The following is a 17,099-nucleotide window of genomic DNA, read 5'->3' on the forward strand; positions in this document are numbered from 1 at the left end:
AAAACCCGTGAACATGGTTCAATTTGGACGTGGTTTCATGGGCCAATTCTGAGCTGAGCAACGCCGGGCTGGACCTGCATCTGGACCTCGGCCAGACCGTCCAGCCGGGGCAGCGCGGCACCCGCGATCAGCTGATCCGGGCATTGCGGGAAGCGGTCCGGTCAAGCCGGCTACCTGCCGGGACCATGCTGCCGCCCTCCCGATCACTGGCGGCCGACCTCGGATTGGCCCGCAACACCGTCGCCGAGGCCTACGCCGAACTGGTCGCCGAGGGCTGGCTGGGCTCCCGCCAGGGCGCCGGCACCTGGGTCATCGGCGCGCACACCGAATCGGCACCGGCCACCCAGCGCGCCCAACCGGGCACCCCTACCCACAACCTCATGCCCGGTTCGGGAAACGTCGCGGCGTTCCCACGGCAGGCCTGGCTGGCGTCGGCCCGACGGGCCCTTACCAACGCCCCGACCGAAGCGCTCCGAACGGGCGACGCCCGTGGCCGCCACGAACTGCGCACCGCGCTGGCCACCTATCTGGCCCGGGCCCGCGGCGTGCGCACCACGGCCGAATCGATCGTCATCTGCGCCGGGACCCGGCACGCCGTCGAATTGCTGTCGAAAGTTCTCGCGCCGGGCACCATTGCGGTCGAGAGCTACGGTCTGTTCCTGTTCCGGGACTCCATCGCCGCCAGCGGCGCCGGCACCGTGCCCATCCGGATCGATGACCACGGCGCCGTCGTCGACAACCTCGAAAAGACCGGCGCCGCAGCGGTTCTGCTCACGCCGGCGCATCACTTCCCGCACGGCGTACCGTTGCATCCTTCGCGTCGGACCCGCGCTCTCGAGTGGGCGGTCCGCACGAAAGGCTATGTCCTGGAAGACGATTACGACGGCGAGTTCCGCTACGACCGGCAGCCGATCGGCTCGATGCAGGGTCTGGATCCCGGTCGGGTGGCCTATCTCGGCTCGGCCAGCAAGAGCCTGTCACCGGTGCTCCGGCTGGGCTGGATGGTGTTGCCCGACAACCTGATCGATCCGGTGCTGGCGGCGGCGGGCGGACAACAGTTCTACGTCAACGCCATCGAGCAGCTGACCATGGCCGACTTCATCGAATCCGGCCAGTACGACAAGCACATTCGCCGGATGCGCAACAGCTACCGCCGCCGGCGCGATGCCCTGGCGGCGAAGTTGTCCGGGCTGAATGTCGAGATCAGTGGACTGTCCGCCGGACTGCACGCGCTGATCCGGCTGCCGGACGATACCGAACACGAGGTCATGCGGCGCGCGGCCGACGCCGGGATCGCACTGTCCGGACTGGCACTGCTGCGCCATCCGGATGCCGCACTCGACACGCCACGACAGGACGGCGTGGTGGTCAGTTTCGGCACGCCCGCCGACCACGAGTTCACCGCGGCGCTCGACGCATTGCACGACGTGCTGACGGCCGTCAGCCGCTGAGCGCCGCGAGCTCCGCCTTCAGATTGGTCCGCGCCGCGTCCTCCCACAGCCGCCGCCCGGCCTCCGTGCGATACAGCGACGGCCCGGCGAGCATCGCCGCGATCATCCGGCCCCGCCACAGGGCGAAATCCGCATCGCTGACGTGGCCGTACTCGGCCCGCACCCGGGCGGTGTTGTGCTGGTAATCGACCGGCGGCACCGCCAGCACCGCCAGGTCTGCGTCGGACAGCACCTGGCCGTTGTGGTCGTCGGTTGCGGGATCGTGGGTGATGGTCACCCGCACCAAGCGGCCCACCTCCACCACGAACTCCGGGGCCACACCCAGATCGGTGAGGTCCGACTCCGCGAGCCGCGCGCTGTTCTCCTCGTCGTCGGACTGCCCGGCATAGACCGCGTCGTGGTACCAGGCCGCCAGGCGCACGGCGTCCGGATCGTCCGCGTACTCCTCCAGGGCGTCCACTCCGGCCAGGATGCCGCGCAGGTGACTCAGGTCGTGATAACTGCGGTGCGGCTCGGCCCACCGGCCCAGCAGCGCCGCCCCGACGTCGTCGACTCGCGGCGACGACGAATGCCGCGCCAACAGGGTGTGCCATGCCTGGAGCAAATCGGTCACGTGTCCATGGTGCACGTAAGCTGCCCGCGTGGCCGAGCCAGTGGACATCCCCGCCGAACACAACGCCGAACACAGTGCCGAGAAGGCCGTCGAGGCGTCTTTGGGCCTGGTGACGCAGGCGTGGCGGTTCGTCGTCACGGGTGGCCTGTCCGCGGTCGTCGACTACGGGCTGTACGCGCTGCTCAGTGCCGTTTTCGTCGCCAATGGCATGCCGGATGCCCGGGCGACGCTCATCGCGAAGACACTCAGCTTCATCGCCGGTACGACGACGGCCTATCTGATCAACCGGCGCTGGACCTTCCAGGCCGAACCGAGCCGGGCGCGCTTCATCGCGGTTGTGATCTTGTACGCAGTCACCTTCGGTCTTCAGGTCGGCATCAATCAGCTGTTCTATCTGCAATTCGCCGGCGAGTCCTGGCGGCGACCTGTGGCCTTTGTCATTGCCCAGGGCACGGCGACCGTCATCAACTTCGTGGTGCAGCGAACCGTGATTTTCCGGCTGAAGTGAGGTTGGCCGGTACCCTTTGACCGTTATGTCTACCCAGCCTGACGCCACGCTGCCCCTGACGCGCCGCGCCCTCACCGGGTTCGGCCGTACGGCACCGTCCGTGGCAAACGTGCTGTCCACACCCGATGTGTCAGTGATCGCCGAGGCGGTCAAGCGGGTCGCGGACGCAAACTCTTCCAGCCCCGCCCACCTGCGGCGAGGCATCCTCGGCCGCGGTCTCGGCCGCTCCTACGGCGACCAGGCGTGCAACGGCGGCGGCATCGTCGTCGACATGACGGCGCTCAACCGGATCCATTCGATCAGCTCCGAGACCGCCATCGCCGACGTCGACGCCGGGGTCAGCCTCGATCAGCTGATGAAGGCCGCGCTGCCGTTCGGGCTGTGGGTTCCGGTGCTGCCGGGCACCCGGCAGGTCACGGTCGGCGGTGCGATCGCCTCCGACATCCACGGCAAGAACCACCACAGCGCGGGCAGCTTCGGCAACCACGTGCTGTCGCTGGACCTGCTGATGGCCGACGGTGAGGTGCACACCATCACGCCCGACGGACCGGACAGCGAGCTGTTCTGGGCCACCGTCGCCGGCAACGGACTGACGGGCATCGTGATCCGGGCGCGCATCAAGATGACGCGCACCGAGAGCGCCTACTTCATCGCCGACGGCATCGCGACGCACGATCTCGAAGAGACCGTCGCCGTGCACCAGGACGGCAGCGAGGACAACTACACGTACTCGAGCGCGTGGTTCGACCTCATCAGCCCGGAGCCCAAGCTCGGCCGCGCCGCAGTGAGCCGCGGCAGCCTGGCCAAGGTCGATCAGCTGCCGGCCAAGCTGGCCAAGGATCCGCTGAAGTTCACCGCGCCCCAACTGCCGGCGATCCCGAACCTGTTCCCGGTCAGCTTCATGAACAAGCTCTCGCTGTCCATGATCGGCGAGGCGTTCTACCGCATGAGCGGCAACTACCAGGGCAAGATCGTCAACCTGACGCAGTTCTACCACATGCTCGACATCACCTCGGGCTGGCAATATGCCTATGGCCCATCGGGTTTCGCGCAGCACCAGTTTCTGGTTCCGCCCGATGCGCTCGAGGAGTTCAAGGGCATCATCCGCTGGATGCACACGCAGAAGCAGTACTCGGCGCTGAACGTCTTCAAGCTGTTCGGCCCGGGCAACAAGGCGCCGCTGAGCTTCCCGATGCAGGGCTGGAACGTCGCCCTCGATTTCCCGAACCGGCCGGGCGTCAACGAGTTCCTCAACGAACTCGACAAGCGCGCAATGGAATTCGGCGGTCGGGTGTACACCGCCAAGGACTCCCGCGTCAGCGCCGAGAGCTTCCACAAGATGTACCCGCGGATCGACGAGTGGATCGCCACCCGCCGCAAAGCCGACCCGAACGGCGTGTTCGCCTCCGACATGGCCCGCCGCCTCGAACTTCTCTAGGAGACTCAGTGATTGACGCAACCGGCAACCCGCAGACGATTCTGCTGTTCGGCGGTACCTCGGAGATCGGCCTGGCCATCGTCGAGCGCTACCTCAAGAACGCCAAGGCCCGCGTGATCCTCGCCGACCTGCCCAACGCCCCCAAGCGCGACGCGGCCATCGCCCAGATCGAGGCGGCCGGCGCCAAGGAGGTTGTCTACCTCGACTTCGACGCGCTGGACACCAAGTCGCACCCGGCCGTCATCGAATCCGCTTGGGAACAGGGCGATGTCGACGTCGCCATCGTCGCGTTCGGTGTCCTGGGCGACGCCGAGGAACTGTGGCAGAACCAGTCCAAGGCCGTGCTGACCGCCCAGATCAACTACACCGCAGCGGTTTCCGTCGGCGTGCTGGTCGGCGACAAGATGAAGGCGCAGGGCTTCGGGCAGATCATCGCCATGTCGTCGGTCGCCGGCGAACGGGTCCGCCGTTCCAACTTCGTGTACGGCTCCACCAAGGCCGGCCTCGACGGCTTCTACCTGGGCCTCGGAGAAGCGTTGCGGGAGTTCGGGGTTCGCGTTCTGGTCATCCGCCCCGGCCAGGTACGCACCACCACGACGCTCGAGCACTGGAAGGCCACCGGCGCCAAGGAGGCGCCGTTCACGGTCGACAAGGAAGACGTCGCCAACCAGGCCGTCGCTGCCGCCGCCAAGGGCAAGGAGCTCATCTGGGCGCCCAATCCGGTGCGCTACCTGATGGCCGTCATCCGGCACATCCCCCGGTCGATCTTCCGCAAACTCCCGCTCTGATGCGCAGCGCGCTGGCCGCAAGCGCCAGGGTGAGCGGCCAGATGCTGGCCGCCATGGCGCTGGCGGTGATCATCGCGGTCATTGCGCTGCAAGCGATTGCGCGCGTGCAATGGCCGGCGTTCAACTCGTCGAACCAGTTGCATGCCCTGACCACCGCCGGCCAGTGCGCCGTGCTCATCGGGCTACTGCTCGCGGGGTGGGCGTGGCGTCGCGGTTGGCGCAAGAGCGCCAAGGTCGCGGCCACGTCGCTCCTGGCGGCGTTCTCGGTCGTCACCCTCGGCATGCCGTTGGGCGCGACGAAACTGTACCTGTTCGGCATCTCGGTCGACCAGCAGTTCCGCACCGAGTACCTGACGCGGCTCACGGATACCGCTGTGCCGCACGACATGACGTACCTGGGGCTGCCGCCGTACTACCCGTCGGGCTGGTTCTGGCTCGGCGGCCGGGCGGCTGCGCTGACCGGCACGCCGGCATGGGAGATGTTCAAGCCGTGGGCGATCGTCACGATCGCCGCGGCGATCGTGGCCGCATTCGTGTTGTGGACGGCCATGATTCGCTTCGAGTACGCCCTGGCGGTGACGACGGCCACCGCGGCCGTCACGCTGGCGTACTCCTCCACTGAGCCCTACTCGGCCGTCCTCGTCGTCATGCTGCCGCCGGTGTTCGTGCTGGCGTGGTCGGGGCTCAAGGCTTCCTCGCCGGAGGCGAGCGATGGCGGACGCCGCGGCTGGGCCGCGATCATCGGCACGGGGATTTTCCTCGGCATCGCCGCGCTGTTCTACACCTTGTTGTTCGGCTACGCGGCGTTCACTCTCACGCTGATGGCGCTGCTGCTCGCGGTGTCCCGGCGCCAACTCCAGCCGCTGATCCGGGTAGCCGTCATCGCCGTCATCTCCGGCGTCATCGCCGCCATCCACTGGGCGCCGTACTACCTCGCCGTGCTCAAGGGGCACCCCGCCGACAAGGGCACCGCGCAGCACTACCTGCCGATGGCCGGCGCGCAGCTGACCTTCCCGATGCTCGACGCCACCCTGCTGGGCGTCATGTGCCTCGTCGGCACACTGTGGCTGGTGGTCAAGGGCCGCAGCTCGACACGCGCTGCCGCGCTGGGCATGGCGGTCGTGTCGGTGTACGCGTGGTCGCTGCTGTCGATGCTCGCCACCCTGGCCCGCACCACGCTGCTGTCGTTCCGGCTGCAGCCCACCCTGCTGGTGCTGCTCGTCGCGGCCGGCACCTTCGGCTTCCTGGAGGCCGCCCGCGCGCTGGCCAACCGGTACGCGCAGCCGACCACCAACCGGATCATCGCGGTGGCCGCCGTCATCGGCGCGATCGGCGCGGTGTCGTTCAGTCAGGCGATCCCGGACATCCTGCGGGCCGACATCGCCGTCGCCTACACCGACACCGACGGTTCCGGCCAGCGCGCCGACCGCCGGCCGCCGGGCTCCGAGCGGTATTACCAGGAGATCGACCGCAAGATCACCGCGGCGACGGGCAGGCCCCGCAACGAGACCGTCGTGATGACCGCCGACTACAGCTTCCTGTCCTACTACCCCTACTACGGGTTCCAGGGCCTGACGTCGCACTATGCGAACCCGCTGGCGCAATTCAAGGAACGCTCCGGCGCCATCGAGAGCTGGGCGACCATGACCAACCCCGACGCCTTCGCCAAGGCGCTCGACACGCTGCCGTGGCCGGCGCCGACGGTGTTCCTGATGCGCCATGGCGGCACCGGCACCTACACGCTGCGCCTGGCCGAGGACGTCTACCCCAACCAGCCCAACGTGCGGCGCTACCAGGTGGCCCTCGACGAGCGGCTGTTCGACAGCAAGCACTGGCAGGTCACCGATATCGGCCCGTTTGTGCTGGCCATCCGTAGCGGCCACTAACATCTAGGCCCGTGGCCGGGGAACCTGAGGTAGAGCGCAATCACCGCACAGCGCGGTGGATCGCGATCGTGGCCGGACTGCTCGGCGCGTTCCTGGCGATGGCGACGCCGCTGCTGCCGGTCACCCAGACCACGGCGCAGCTGAATTGGCCGCAGGCGGGCGTCCTCAAGAGCGTCGACGCGCCGCTGATCGGCTATGTGGCCACCGACCTCGACATCACCATCCCGTGTTCGGCGGCGGCCGGCCTCACCGGCCCGGCCACCACGCTGCTGTCCACCGTGCCCAAGCAGGCACCCAAGGCCGTCGACCGTGGCCTGCTGATCGAGCGCGTCGGCGGCGACCTGCTGGTGATCGTCCGCAACACCCCGGTCGTCAGCGCACCGCTGACCCAGGTGCTCAGCCCCGCGTGCAAGGAACTGCGATTCACTGCGCATGCCGACAAGGTCACCGGCGAGATCGTCGGCCTCGTGCAGGGACCGAAGGACAAGAACCCCGGCAAGCCACTGCGCGGTGAGCTCACCGGCTACGACTTCCGCCCGCAGATCGTCGGCGTCTTCACCGACCTGTCCGGTGCGGCGCCGCCGGGGCTGACGTTCTCGGCGACCGTCGACTCGCGCTACAGCACGGCCCCGACCCTGCTGAAGATGCTGGCGATGATCTTCGGCGTGGTGCTCACCGTCGTCGCACTCAGCGCCCTGCACGTGCTGGACCGCGCCGACGGCGTCCCGCACAAACGTTTCCTGCCATCGCGCTGGTGGTCGGTGAAGCCGCTGGACGGCGTCGTGATCACGACGTTGGTGTGGTGGCATTTCGTCGGCGCCAACACCTCGGACGACGGCTACATCCTCACCATGGCCCGCGTCTCCGAACACGCCGGCTACATGGCCAACTACTACCGCTGGTTCGGCACCCCCGAAGCGCCGTTCGGCTGGTACTACGACCTGCTGGCGCTGTGGGCGCACGTCTCCACATCGAGCATCTGGATGCGCCTGCCCACGCTCCTGATGGCCCTGGCGTGCTGGTGGGTGATCAGCCGCGAGGTGCTCCCCCGGCTCGGCCACGCGGTCAAGAACAGCCGCGCCGCCGCCTGGACGGCCGCCGGGATGTTCCTGGCGTTCTGGCTGCCGCTCAACAACGGCATCCGGCCGGAGCCCATCATCGCGCTCGGCATCCTCCTGACCTGGTGCTCGGTGGAACGCGGCGTCGCGACCAGCCGGCTGCTGCCGGTGGCCATCGCCATCATCATCGGTGCCCTGACGTTGTTCTCCGGCCCGACGGGCATCGCCGCGATCGGTGCCCTGCTGGTCGCCGTCGGCCCGCTGAAAACGATTGTGGCGCGGCATACTTCGCGCTTCGGTTATCTGGCTCTGCTGGCGCCGATCCTCGCCGCGGGCACGGTGACGGCGATCCTGATCTTCCGTGACCAGACGCTGGCCGCCGAGCTCGACGCCAGCTCCTTCAAGACCACCGTCGGCCCCGCGCTGAGCTGGTTCGACGAGCACATCCGCTACGAGCGGCTGTTCACCACCAGCCCCGACGGCTCGGTGGCCCGCCGCTTCGCGGTGCTGACGCTGCTGCTGGCATTGGCGGTATCGCTCGCAATGTCGTTGCGCAAGGGGCGAATTCCGGGCACTGCCGCCGGGCCGGCCCGCCGCATCGTCGGCATCACGATCATCTCGTTCCTGGCGATGATGTTCACGCCCACCAAGTGGACACACCACTTCGGCGTGTTCGCCGGGCTGGCCGGTTCGCTGGGCGCACTGGCCGCCATCGCGGTCGGCACCGTGGCCATGCGCTCACGCCGCAACCGCGCGATGTTCGCCGCGACGGTCCTGTTCGTCATGGCCCTGTCGTTCGCCACGGTGAACGGCTGGTGGTACGTGTCCAACTTCGGTGTGCCGTGGTCGAATCAGTTCCCCGAGTGGCACTTCGGCTTCACCACGTTCCTGTTCGGGCTGTCGTTCCTGACGCTCCTGTGGGCGGCGTGGCTGCACTTCTACGACCACGATCCCGAGCGCCCGGTCAGTCGCCGGATTCCCCAGGCGCCCTTGGCAATTGCGTCGTGGATCGTGGTGTTCTTCGAGGTGCTGTCACTGACCCTGGGCATGACGCAGCAGTGGCCGGCCTGGTCGGTGGGTCGTTCGAACCTCCAGGCGCTGACCGGTAAGACCTGCGGCCTGGCCGACGACGTCATGGTCGAACAGGACACCAACGCGGGCAAGCTCGTGCCGCAGTCCGGGACGGTCGGCGACGCCCTCGGCGCGGGCAGCGCAGAAGGCTTCACCCCCAACGGAATTCCCGCCGACGTCTCCGCGGACCCGGTCATGGAACCGCCCGGCGGCACCAACTTCGCCGACAACGACGGCGGCCCCGTCAGCGGTGCGGAACCGGGTACCGAAGGCGGCACCACCTTTGCGGCCGGAGTGAACGGTTCAAAGGCCCGGCTGCCCTACAACCTCGATCCGGCCACCACCCCGGTGCTCGGCAGTTGGCGCCCCGGCGTACAGATCCCGGCGCGGATGCGCTCGGGCTGGTACAAACTGCCGCCGCGCGATCAGGCCGGACCGCTGCTCGTCGTCGCCGCTGCGGGCCGTTTCAATCAGGGCGAGGTACGCGTCGAGTACGCCACCGACGCCCAGGCCGCGGCCGGCAAGATCGCCGGCGCGGTCGGCTTCGCCGATGTCGGTGCCGCACCCGCCTGGCGCAATCTGCGCGCCCCGATGGCCGCCATCCCGGCCGACGCCACCCTGATCCGCATCGTCGCCACCGACGACGACCTCGCGCCGCAGCACTGGATCGCCCTGACCCCGCCGCGCATCCCGAAGCTGCGCACGTTGCAGGACGTCGTCGGCTCGAAGGACCCGGTGATGCTGGACTGGCTCGTCGGCCTGGCGTTCCCGTGCCAGCGGCCGTTCGGTCACAACAACGGCGTCACCGAGGTGCCCAAGTGGCGCATCCTGCCGGACCGCTTCGGCGCCGAGGCCAACTCGCCCGTCATGGACTACCTCGGCGGCGGGCCGCTCGGCATCACCGAGCTGCTGTTCAAGGCCACCCCGGTGCCGACGTATCTGAAGGACGACTGGTTCCGGGACTGGGGCTCGCTGCAGCAGTTCACGCAGTACTACCCCGACGCGCAGCCGGCCCAGATCGACCTCGGGAAGGCCACGCGCAGCGGGCTGTGGGCCCCGGCGCCGCTGCGGCACTCGTAGTCAGTGGCCGCCGGACGGCCGCGGGCGTGTCGGCTCTGCTGCCACATGTTTGAGCTGTCCCGGGAGCGAGCACGCCATTCCTGACCAGGTGGCGGTGAACCGGCCCAGAAATCGCCGTGCCGTCAGTCTCGCCGCCGACATATTTGTCGCGATCGTGCGCACCCGGAAGTGGCGCACGACAAGTACGCCGTCCGGCTGTCTGCCCAGGGCAGCAAGCTCTATTGAGGGTCACATTCCGGCCAACTAGCTCGACATTCCCCGTCAGTGGCCCAGGCCACATATAACTGTCGCCTAGTCTTGAGCCTCGTGCCTGCCAGGACTGCCCGTCTCGTCGCGATCATCGCGGGCCTTGCCGGTCTGCTGCTCTGCGCGCTGACCCCACTGCTGCCCGTCAAGCAGACGACCGCGACCATCTTGTGGCCCCAGGCCCCCGGTGCCAGCGGAAACGTCTCCGATCTCACCGCCCCGCTGGTGTCGGGTGCGCCGCTGGCGCTGGATGTCTCCATCCCGTGCTCGGCCATCGCCACCGTGCCGGCGGCCGGTGGTCTGGTGTTCTCGACGATCCCACCGGACGGCATCGACGCCAGCCGCAACGGCCTGTTCGTGCGCGCCAACGCCGCGGACGTCGTCGTCGCTTTCCGGGACACCGTCGCCGCGGTCGCCAAGCGGTCCGACATCGCCGCCGGGAAGTGCAGCAACCTGCATCTCTGGGCGACCAACGGCGGCGTCGGCGCCGACTTCATCGGCCTGCCGGGAGCCGCCGGCACCGGCAGTGTGGAGAAGAAGCCCCAGGTGGCCGGCATCTTCACCGGCCTCAAGGTGCCCGCACAGCCCGGCTTGTCCGCGCGCGTCGACGTCGACACCCGGTTCATCGTGGTCCCGACGTTCGTGAAGTCGGCCGCCATGGCGCTCGGTGTGCTGCTGACGCTGGTCTCGATCGCCGCGCTGGCACTGCTGGACCGCCTGGACGGCCGCCGTGTGCACGACGGCTGGCAGCGCTTCTGGAAGGTCAGCCGCTGGCACTGGCTCGCGGACATCGCGGTGTTCGCCGGCCTCGGAGGCTGGCACCTGATCGGCGCCATCTCCTCCGACGACGGCTACAACCTGACCATCGCGCGGGTCTCCAGCCAGGCCGGCTATGTCGCCAACTACTACCGCTACTTCGGCACCTCCGAGGCGCCGTTCGACTGGTACCAGTCGGTGCTCGCCCATATGGCGAGCATCAGCACCGCCGGCGTGTGGATGCGGCTGCCCGCACTGCTGGCCGGCATCGCGACCTGGACGCTGCTGTCTCGCTGGGTGCTGCCGCGGCTCGGCCCCGGCGCCCGCGGGGTGTCGTCGAACGCAATCGCGATCTGGACCGCGGCGGCTGTCTTCCTGGCGGCCTGGTACCCGTTCAACAACGGCCTGCGCCCCGAGCCGCTGATCGCCTTCGGTGTCATCGCGACCTGGGTTCTCATCGAGTACGCCATCGCCACCCGGCGCCTGGCGCCCGCGGCGGTCGCGATCATCGTGGCGGCGTTCACCGCGACGACGGCGCCGCAGGGCCTGATCGCGCTGGCCCCGCTGCTCGTCGGCGCCCGCGCGCTGGTCCGCACGGTCCGCAGCCGCCGGGCCGGGACGGGCCTGCTGGCCCCGATCGCGACGCTGGCCGCCTCGGCGTCGCTGATCCTGACGGTGATCTTCCGGAACCAGACCCTGGCGACCGTGGCCGAGTCGGCGCGCATCAAGTACACCGTCGGCCCGACCATCTCCTGGTACCAGGAATTCCTGCGCTACTACTTCCTCACGGTCGAAGACAGCGTCGACAGCTCCATGACCCGCCGCTTCTCCGTGCTGATCCTGCTGCTGTGCCTGTTCGCCACCCTCGCCCTCCTGCTGCGCAAAGGCCGGGTCCCCGGCCTGGCCAGCGGTCCGGTGTGGCGCCTGCTCGGCAGCACCATGCTCGGCCTGCTGCTCCTGCACTTCACCCCGACCAAGTGGGCCGTGCAGTTCGGTGCGTTCGCGGGCCTCTCCGGTGCGTTCGGGGCGATCATCGCCTTCGCGTTCGCGACGGTCGGGCTGCACAGCCGGCGGAACCTGGCGCTGTACGTGACGGCACTGCTGTTCGTGCTGGCCTGGGCGACGTCCGGGATCAACGGCTGGTTCTACGTCGGCAACTACGGCGTGCCGTGGTTCGACCGGCAGCCCGTGCTGGCCGGCCACCCCGTCACCTCGATGTTCCTGGTGCTGGCGATCATCTCCGCCCTGCTTGCGGGCTGGCTGCACTTCCGCATCGACTACGCCGGGCACACCGAGGTCGCGGAGACCCGCCGCAACCGGGCGCTGGCGTCGACGCCGCTGCTGATCGTCGCGGTGATCATGGTCGTGCTCGAGGTCGGCTCGATGGCCAAGGGCTTCGTGCAGCGCTACCCGCAGTACACGACCGCGCGGGCCAACCTGGATGCGCTCGGGTTGTCCGACAAGAGCTGCGCGATGGCCAACGACGTGCTGGTCGAAGCCGACACCAATGCCGGCACGCTGCAGCCGGTGCCCGGCCAGACGTGGGGCAAGTACGGACCGCTGGGCGGCGAGAACCCCGTCGGCTTCACGCCGAACGGGATCAGCGACTCGCTCGCACCGCCGCATCCGGTGGTCGCGAACCCCGGCACCGTGAACTCCGACGGGTCGCCCAACAAGCCCAACGTCGGCGTCGCCTTCGCGGCCGGCACCGGTGGCGGCTACGGCCCGACGGGTGTCAACGGCTCCAACGTGTTCCTGCCGTTCGGCCTGGACCCCGCCCGCACCCCGGTGATGGGCAGCTTCAAGGAGAACGGCGTCGCCGCCAAGGCCACCTCCGCCTGGTACCAACTGCCGCCGCGCAGTGCGGACCGGCCGCTCGTGACCGTCGCCGCGGCCGGTGCCATCTGGTACTACGACGAAGAGCACGAGTTCCACTACGGCCAGTCGCTCAAGCTCCAGTGGGGCGTGCACCGGCCGGACGGCAGCTACCAGGCCCTCGCCGAGGTGCAGCCCATCGACACCTTCGCCCAATATGCTTGGCGCAACCTGCGATTCCCGCTCGCGTGGGCACCGCCGGAGGCCAACGTCGCCCGCATCGTGGCCGACGATCCGAACCTGTCGGAGGACCAGTGGTTCGGGTTCACGCCGCCGCGGGTCCCGACGCTGCAGACCGCGCAGCAGTTCCTGGGTTCGCAGACGCCGATCCTCATGGACATCGCCACCGCCGCGAACTTCCCGTGCCAGCGCCCGTTCTCCGAGCATCTCGGTGTCGCGGAGCTGCCGCAGTACCGCATCCTGCCGAACACCAAGCAGGTCGTGGTGTCGTCGAACATGTGGCAGTCCGCGCAGAAGGGTGGCCCGTTCCTGTTCATCCAGGCGCTGTTGCGGACGTCGACCATCCCCACCTACCTGCGCAACGACTGGTACCGAGATTGGGGCTCCATCGAACGGTACGACCCGGTGGTGCCGCCGTCAGTGGCGCCGCCCGCAGCGATTGACCAAGGCACCATGACCGTCAACGGCTGGAGCCGCCGCGGCCCGATCAGGGCCCTGCCATGAAGCCCGATCAGGGTCTTCCGATGACCGGGACGGGAATGAACGCACAGCAAGTCAAGGTCACCCGCTGGGTGGCCATCGTCGCGGGCCTGATCGGCTTCGTGCTGTCGGCACTGACGCCGCTGCTGCCGGTGGTGCAGACGACAGCGCAGCTGAACTGGCCGCAACAGGGCCAGTTCGGCAACGTGACGGCGCCGCTGATCTCGCAGACGCCGGTGACGATGACGGCGACCATCCCGTGCGACGTGCTGCGGACGCTGCCGCCCTCGGGCGGGCTGGTGTTCGGCACGGTACCCAAGGACGGCAAGCAGGCCGCACTGAACGGCCTGCTGGTCAACGTGTCCAGCAGCCGCGTCGACATCACCGACCGCAACGTGGTGATCGCCAGCGTGCCGCGGCTGAAAGCCATTGGTAATCCCGGTTGTTCGCGCATCGAGATCATCTCCGACAAGAACGGCACCTTCGCGACGTTCGTCGGGCTGACCGGCACCGACGGCAAGGAACTGCGCACCGGGTTCGCCGACCCGAACCTGCGGCCCACCGTCGTCGGCATCTTCACCGACCTCAAGGGCGCTGCTCCGCAGGGACTTTCGGTGTCCGCCACCATCGACACCCGGTTCATCAACCGGCCGACCATCATCAAGTACACCGCCATGTTCGGCGGCATCGCGGCGACCATCCTTGCGCTGCTGGCACTTTGGCGGCTGGACCGCCTCGACGGACGTCGCATGCAGCGCCTCATCCCGAGCCGCTGGCGGACCTTCAACATCGTCGACGGCGTCGTGATCGGCGGGTTCCTGCTGTGGCATGTGCTGGGCGCCGGGTCATCTGACGACGGCTACATCCTGGGCATGGCGCGCGTCGCGCCGCATGCGCAGTACATGATCAACTACTTCCGCTGGTTCGGTAGCCCCGAGGATCCGTTCGGCTGGTACTACAACGTGCTGGCCCTGATGACGCACGTCAGCGACGCCAGCATCTGGATCCGCCTGCCGGACTTGATCTGTGCGCTGATCTGCTGGCTATTGCTGTCCCGCGAGGTGCTCCCCCGCCTCGGACCCGCAGTCGTGGGCAGCAAGGCCGCCATGTGGGCCGCGGGCCTGGTCCTGATGGCCGCGTGGATGCCGTTCGACAACGGCCTGCGCCCCGAAGGCCAGATCGCCACTGGCGCCCTGATCACCTACGTCCTGATCGAACGTGCCATCGGCACCAGCCGGCTGACCCCGGCGGCGCTCGCCATCATCAGTGCGGCGTTCACCCTCGGGATCCAGCCGACCGGCCTGATCGCCGTGGCGGCGCTGCTCGCCGGTGGCCGACCGATTCTGCGCATCCTGGTGAAGCGGCGCCGCGAGGTCGGCACCTGGCCGCTGGTGCTCCCACTGCTGGCCGCCGGTTTCGTCGTCCTCACCGTGGTGTTCGTCAACCAGACCGCGGCAGGCGTGTTGGAGGCCACCAGGATTCGCACCGCGATCGGCCCGAGCCAGGCGTGGTACACCGAGAACCTTCGGTACTACTACCTGTTCCTGCCGACGGTCGACGGCTCGATGACCCGGCGCTTCGGCTTCCTGTTGACCGCGCTGAGCCTGTTCACGTCGATGTTCATGATCCTGCGGCGCAAGCGGGTTCCCGGTATCGCCCGCGGACCGGTGTGGCGCCTGATGGGCATCATCTTCGCCACCATGTTCTGCCTGATGTTCACCCCGACCAAGTGGGTGCACCACTTCGGCCTGTTCGCGGCCGTGGGCGCCGCGATGGCCGCGGTGGCCACCGTGCTGGTGTCGCGGTCGGTACTGAAGTCGGCGCGCAACCGCATGGCCGTCACCTCGGCGGTGCTGTTCCTGCTGGCGCTGGTTTCGGCCACCACCAACGGCTGGTGGTACGTGTCCAGTTACGGTGTGCCGTTCAACAACGACATGGTCGCTGTCGGCGGAATCAAGCTCAGCACAATCTTTTTGGTGCTGTTCGTGATCACCGCGGTGTGGGCGTTCTGGCTGCACTTCAACAGCGACCGTCCCGAAGGCCGCCTCACCCGGCTGGTCACGGCGGCCCCGATTCCCCTGGCCGCCGCGTTCATGGTGGTGGTGTGCGTGGCATCGATGGCGATCGGCGCGGTGCGCGAGTACCCGACGTACTCGAACCTGGCGAGCAATCTGCGGGCGCTCAAGGGTGGCTGCGGACTGGCCGACAACGTGCTGGTCGAGCCGGATTCGAACGCCGGCTTCCTGACGCCGCAGCCCGGTGAGTACGGGCCGCTCGGCGCGCTGGGCGGCGTGGGCCCCGTCGGCTTCACCCCCAATGGCGTGCCGGATCGTATTGTCGCCGAGGCAATTCGGCAGGACTTCCCGATGCCGGGCACCGACGCCGACTGGGACGCCGCGACGAAGCTCAAGACACCGGGTATCAACGGATCGACGGTGCCGCTGCCCTACGGCTTGGACCCCGCGCGGGTGCCGGTCGCCGGCACGTACATCACCGGCCCGCACTCGCAGGCCAAGCTGACGTCGGCCTGGTACGGCCTGCCGGCCGCCGACGCCGCGCATCCGCTCGTGGTCGTCACGGCCGCCGGCACCATCACCGGCTACAGCTCGCTCAAGGGCCGCACCGAGGGTCAGACCGTCGAGCTGGAGTACGGCCGCACCGGCCCCGACGGGCACCCCGTCGCCGGCGGACGCGTCGCGCCCTACGACATCGGCCCCACGCCGTCGTGGCGCAACCTGCGCTTCGACCGTCGCGAGATTCCGGCCGACGCCACCTACGTCCGCGTTGTGGCGGTGAACCTTTCGCTCAACGAGGGCGACTGGATCGCCGTCACCCCGCCGCGCGTGCCCGAGCTCAAGACCGTCGAGCAGTTCATCGGCAAGACCCAGCCGGTGCTGATGGACTGGGCTGTCGGCCTGGCGTTCCCGTGTCAGCAGCCGATGCTGGTGCGCAACGGCGTGACCGAGGTGCCGAAGTTCCGCATCACACCGGACTACACCGCCAAGAAGCAGGACACCGACACCTGGCAGGACGGCATCAACGGCGGCCTGCTGGGCATCACCGACGTGCTGCTGAAGGCCCACGTGATGTCGACGTACCTGTCCGACGACTGGGGCCGGGACTGGGGCTCGCTGCGTCAGTTCACGACCGTCGTCGACGCGACGACGGCCGAGCTGGACCTGGGCACCGCGGTCCACAGCGGGCTGTGGTCACCGGGGAAGATGCGGATCAAGCCCTAGCTCACTGCGCCGGATGGCCAGTTGTCACACGCTTTCGTCGGAAAGCTGTGATGACTGGCCATTCGGCGTTTGTGGGTATGCCCGTCTGATGGCGCGCCGAGGCGCCCTTGACAGATTCCCAATAAAACACAATCATTAGCAATCAAATCCAAGTGTTGCAGATCACAGATCGAGGGAGGTGTCGTGGCATCCACAGGACCCGCCTCCCGCGATGCTGCGGGCGCTCTCTACGCCGACCAGCGCAAACAGCAGCTACTCGAGATGCTTCGCCGCGATGGTCGAATCGACGCCGCCCGGACGGCGTTGGAGCTCGGCGTGACGGGCGAGACCATCCGCAAGGACCTCATCCTGCTGGAGCGCCAGGGCCTGTTGCGGCGGGTGCACGGTGGCGCGGTACGCGTCGACTACCTCCCCTACGAACCTGCCGTCG

General features: G+C 68.4%; 10 protein-coding genes. 9 read left to right on the forward strand and 1 reads right to left on the reverse strand.

The window, feature by feature from the left end; translation table 11 throughout:
• The first annotated feature begins 29 nt into the window (after window positions 1-29).
• Window positions 30-1,451 carry a PLP-dependent aminotransferase family protein gene (locus ACJH7A_RS23545; protein ID WP_406802793.1) on the forward strand — a complete coding sequence of 474 codons (1,422 nt, stop codon included), beginning with the start codon at window positions 30-32 and terminating at the stop codon, window positions 1,449-1,451.
• On the opposite strand, the gene ACJH7A_RS23550 is transcribed toward ACJH7A_RS23545, so the two are convergent.
• Entirely contained in the window at window positions 1,441-2,064 is a 624-nt protein-coding gene (locus tag ACJH7A_RS23550) for a metal-dependent phosphohydrolase (RefSeq protein ID WP_406802794.1), read from the reverse strand. The genes ACJH7A_RS23545 and ACJH7A_RS23550 overlap by 11 nt on opposite strands.
• Window positions 2,065-2,110: 46 nt before the next feature.
• On the opposite strand from ACJH7A_RS23550, the gene ACJH7A_RS23555 reads away from it, so the two are divergent.
• The 8 genes from ACJH7A_RS23555 to ACJH7A_RS23590 all read left to right on the forward strand — a co-directional run.
• A complete protein-coding gene (locus ACJH7A_RS23555; RefSeq protein ID WP_318984282.1) occupies window positions 2,111-2,572 on the forward strand; it encodes a GtrA family protein in 462 nt (153 codons plus the stop codon).
• Window positions 2,573-2,597: 25 nt separating this feature from the next.
• Window positions 2,598-4,010 carry an FAD-binding protein gene (locus ACJH7A_RS23560; protein WP_406802795.1) on the forward strand — a complete coding sequence of 471 codons (1,413 nt, stop codon included), beginning with the start codon at window positions 2,598-2,600 and terminating at the stop codon, window positions 4,008-4,010.
• Window positions 4,011-4,018: 8 nt separating this feature from the next.
• Window positions 4,019-4,798 (forward strand): decaprenylphospho-beta-D-erythro-pentofuranosid-2-ulose 2-reductase, encoded by a 780-nt coding sequence (locus ACJH7A_RS23565; protein ID WP_064861198.1) that lies wholly within the window; start codon window positions 4,019-4,021, stop codon window positions 4,796-4,798.
• The gene (locus ACJH7A_RS23570; RefSeq protein WP_406802796.1) at window positions 4,798-6,684 is read left to right on the forward strand and encodes a galactan 5-O-arabinofuranosyltransferase; all 1,887 of its coding nucleotides are present in this window, start codon (window positions 4,798-4,800) and stop codon (window positions 6,682-6,684) included. The genes ACJH7A_RS23565 and ACJH7A_RS23570 overlap by 1 nt, the downstream gene beginning before the upstream one ends.
• An 11-nt stretch (window positions 6,685-6,695) precedes the next feature.
• Window positions 6,696-9,893 (forward strand): arabinosyltransferase domain-containing protein, encoded by a 3,198-nt coding sequence (locus ACJH7A_RS23575; protein WP_346415248.1) that lies wholly within the window; start codon window positions 6,696-6,698, stop codon window positions 9,891-9,893.
• A 306-nt stretch (window positions 9,894-10,199) separates the two neighbouring features.
• The gene (locus tag ACJH7A_RS23580) at window positions 10,200-13,454 is read left to right on the forward strand and encodes an arabinosyltransferase domain-containing protein (protein ID WP_346415249.1); all 3,255 of its coding nucleotides are present in this window, start codon (window positions 10,200-10,202) and stop codon (window positions 13,452-13,454) included.
• A 20-nt stretch (window positions 13,455-13,474) separates the two neighbouring features.
• Complete coding sequence (locus ACJH7A_RS23585) at window positions 13,475-16,669, forward strand: arabinosyltransferase domain-containing protein (RefSeq protein WP_406802797.1); 3,195 nt, start codon at window positions 13,475-13,477, stop codon at window positions 16,667-16,669.
• Between the two features lie 183 nt (window positions 16,670-16,852).
• On the forward strand, window positions 16,853-17,099 hold a 247-nt coding region (locus ACJH7A_RS23590; protein ID WP_406802798.1), incomplete at its 3' end, for a DeoR family transcriptional regulator.

Origin of the sequence: Mycobacterium sp. SMC-17, from assembly GCF_045310915.1 — a bacterium.
Lineage (GTDB): Bacteria > Actinomycetota > Actinomycetes > Mycobacteriales > Mycobacteriaceae > Mycobacterium.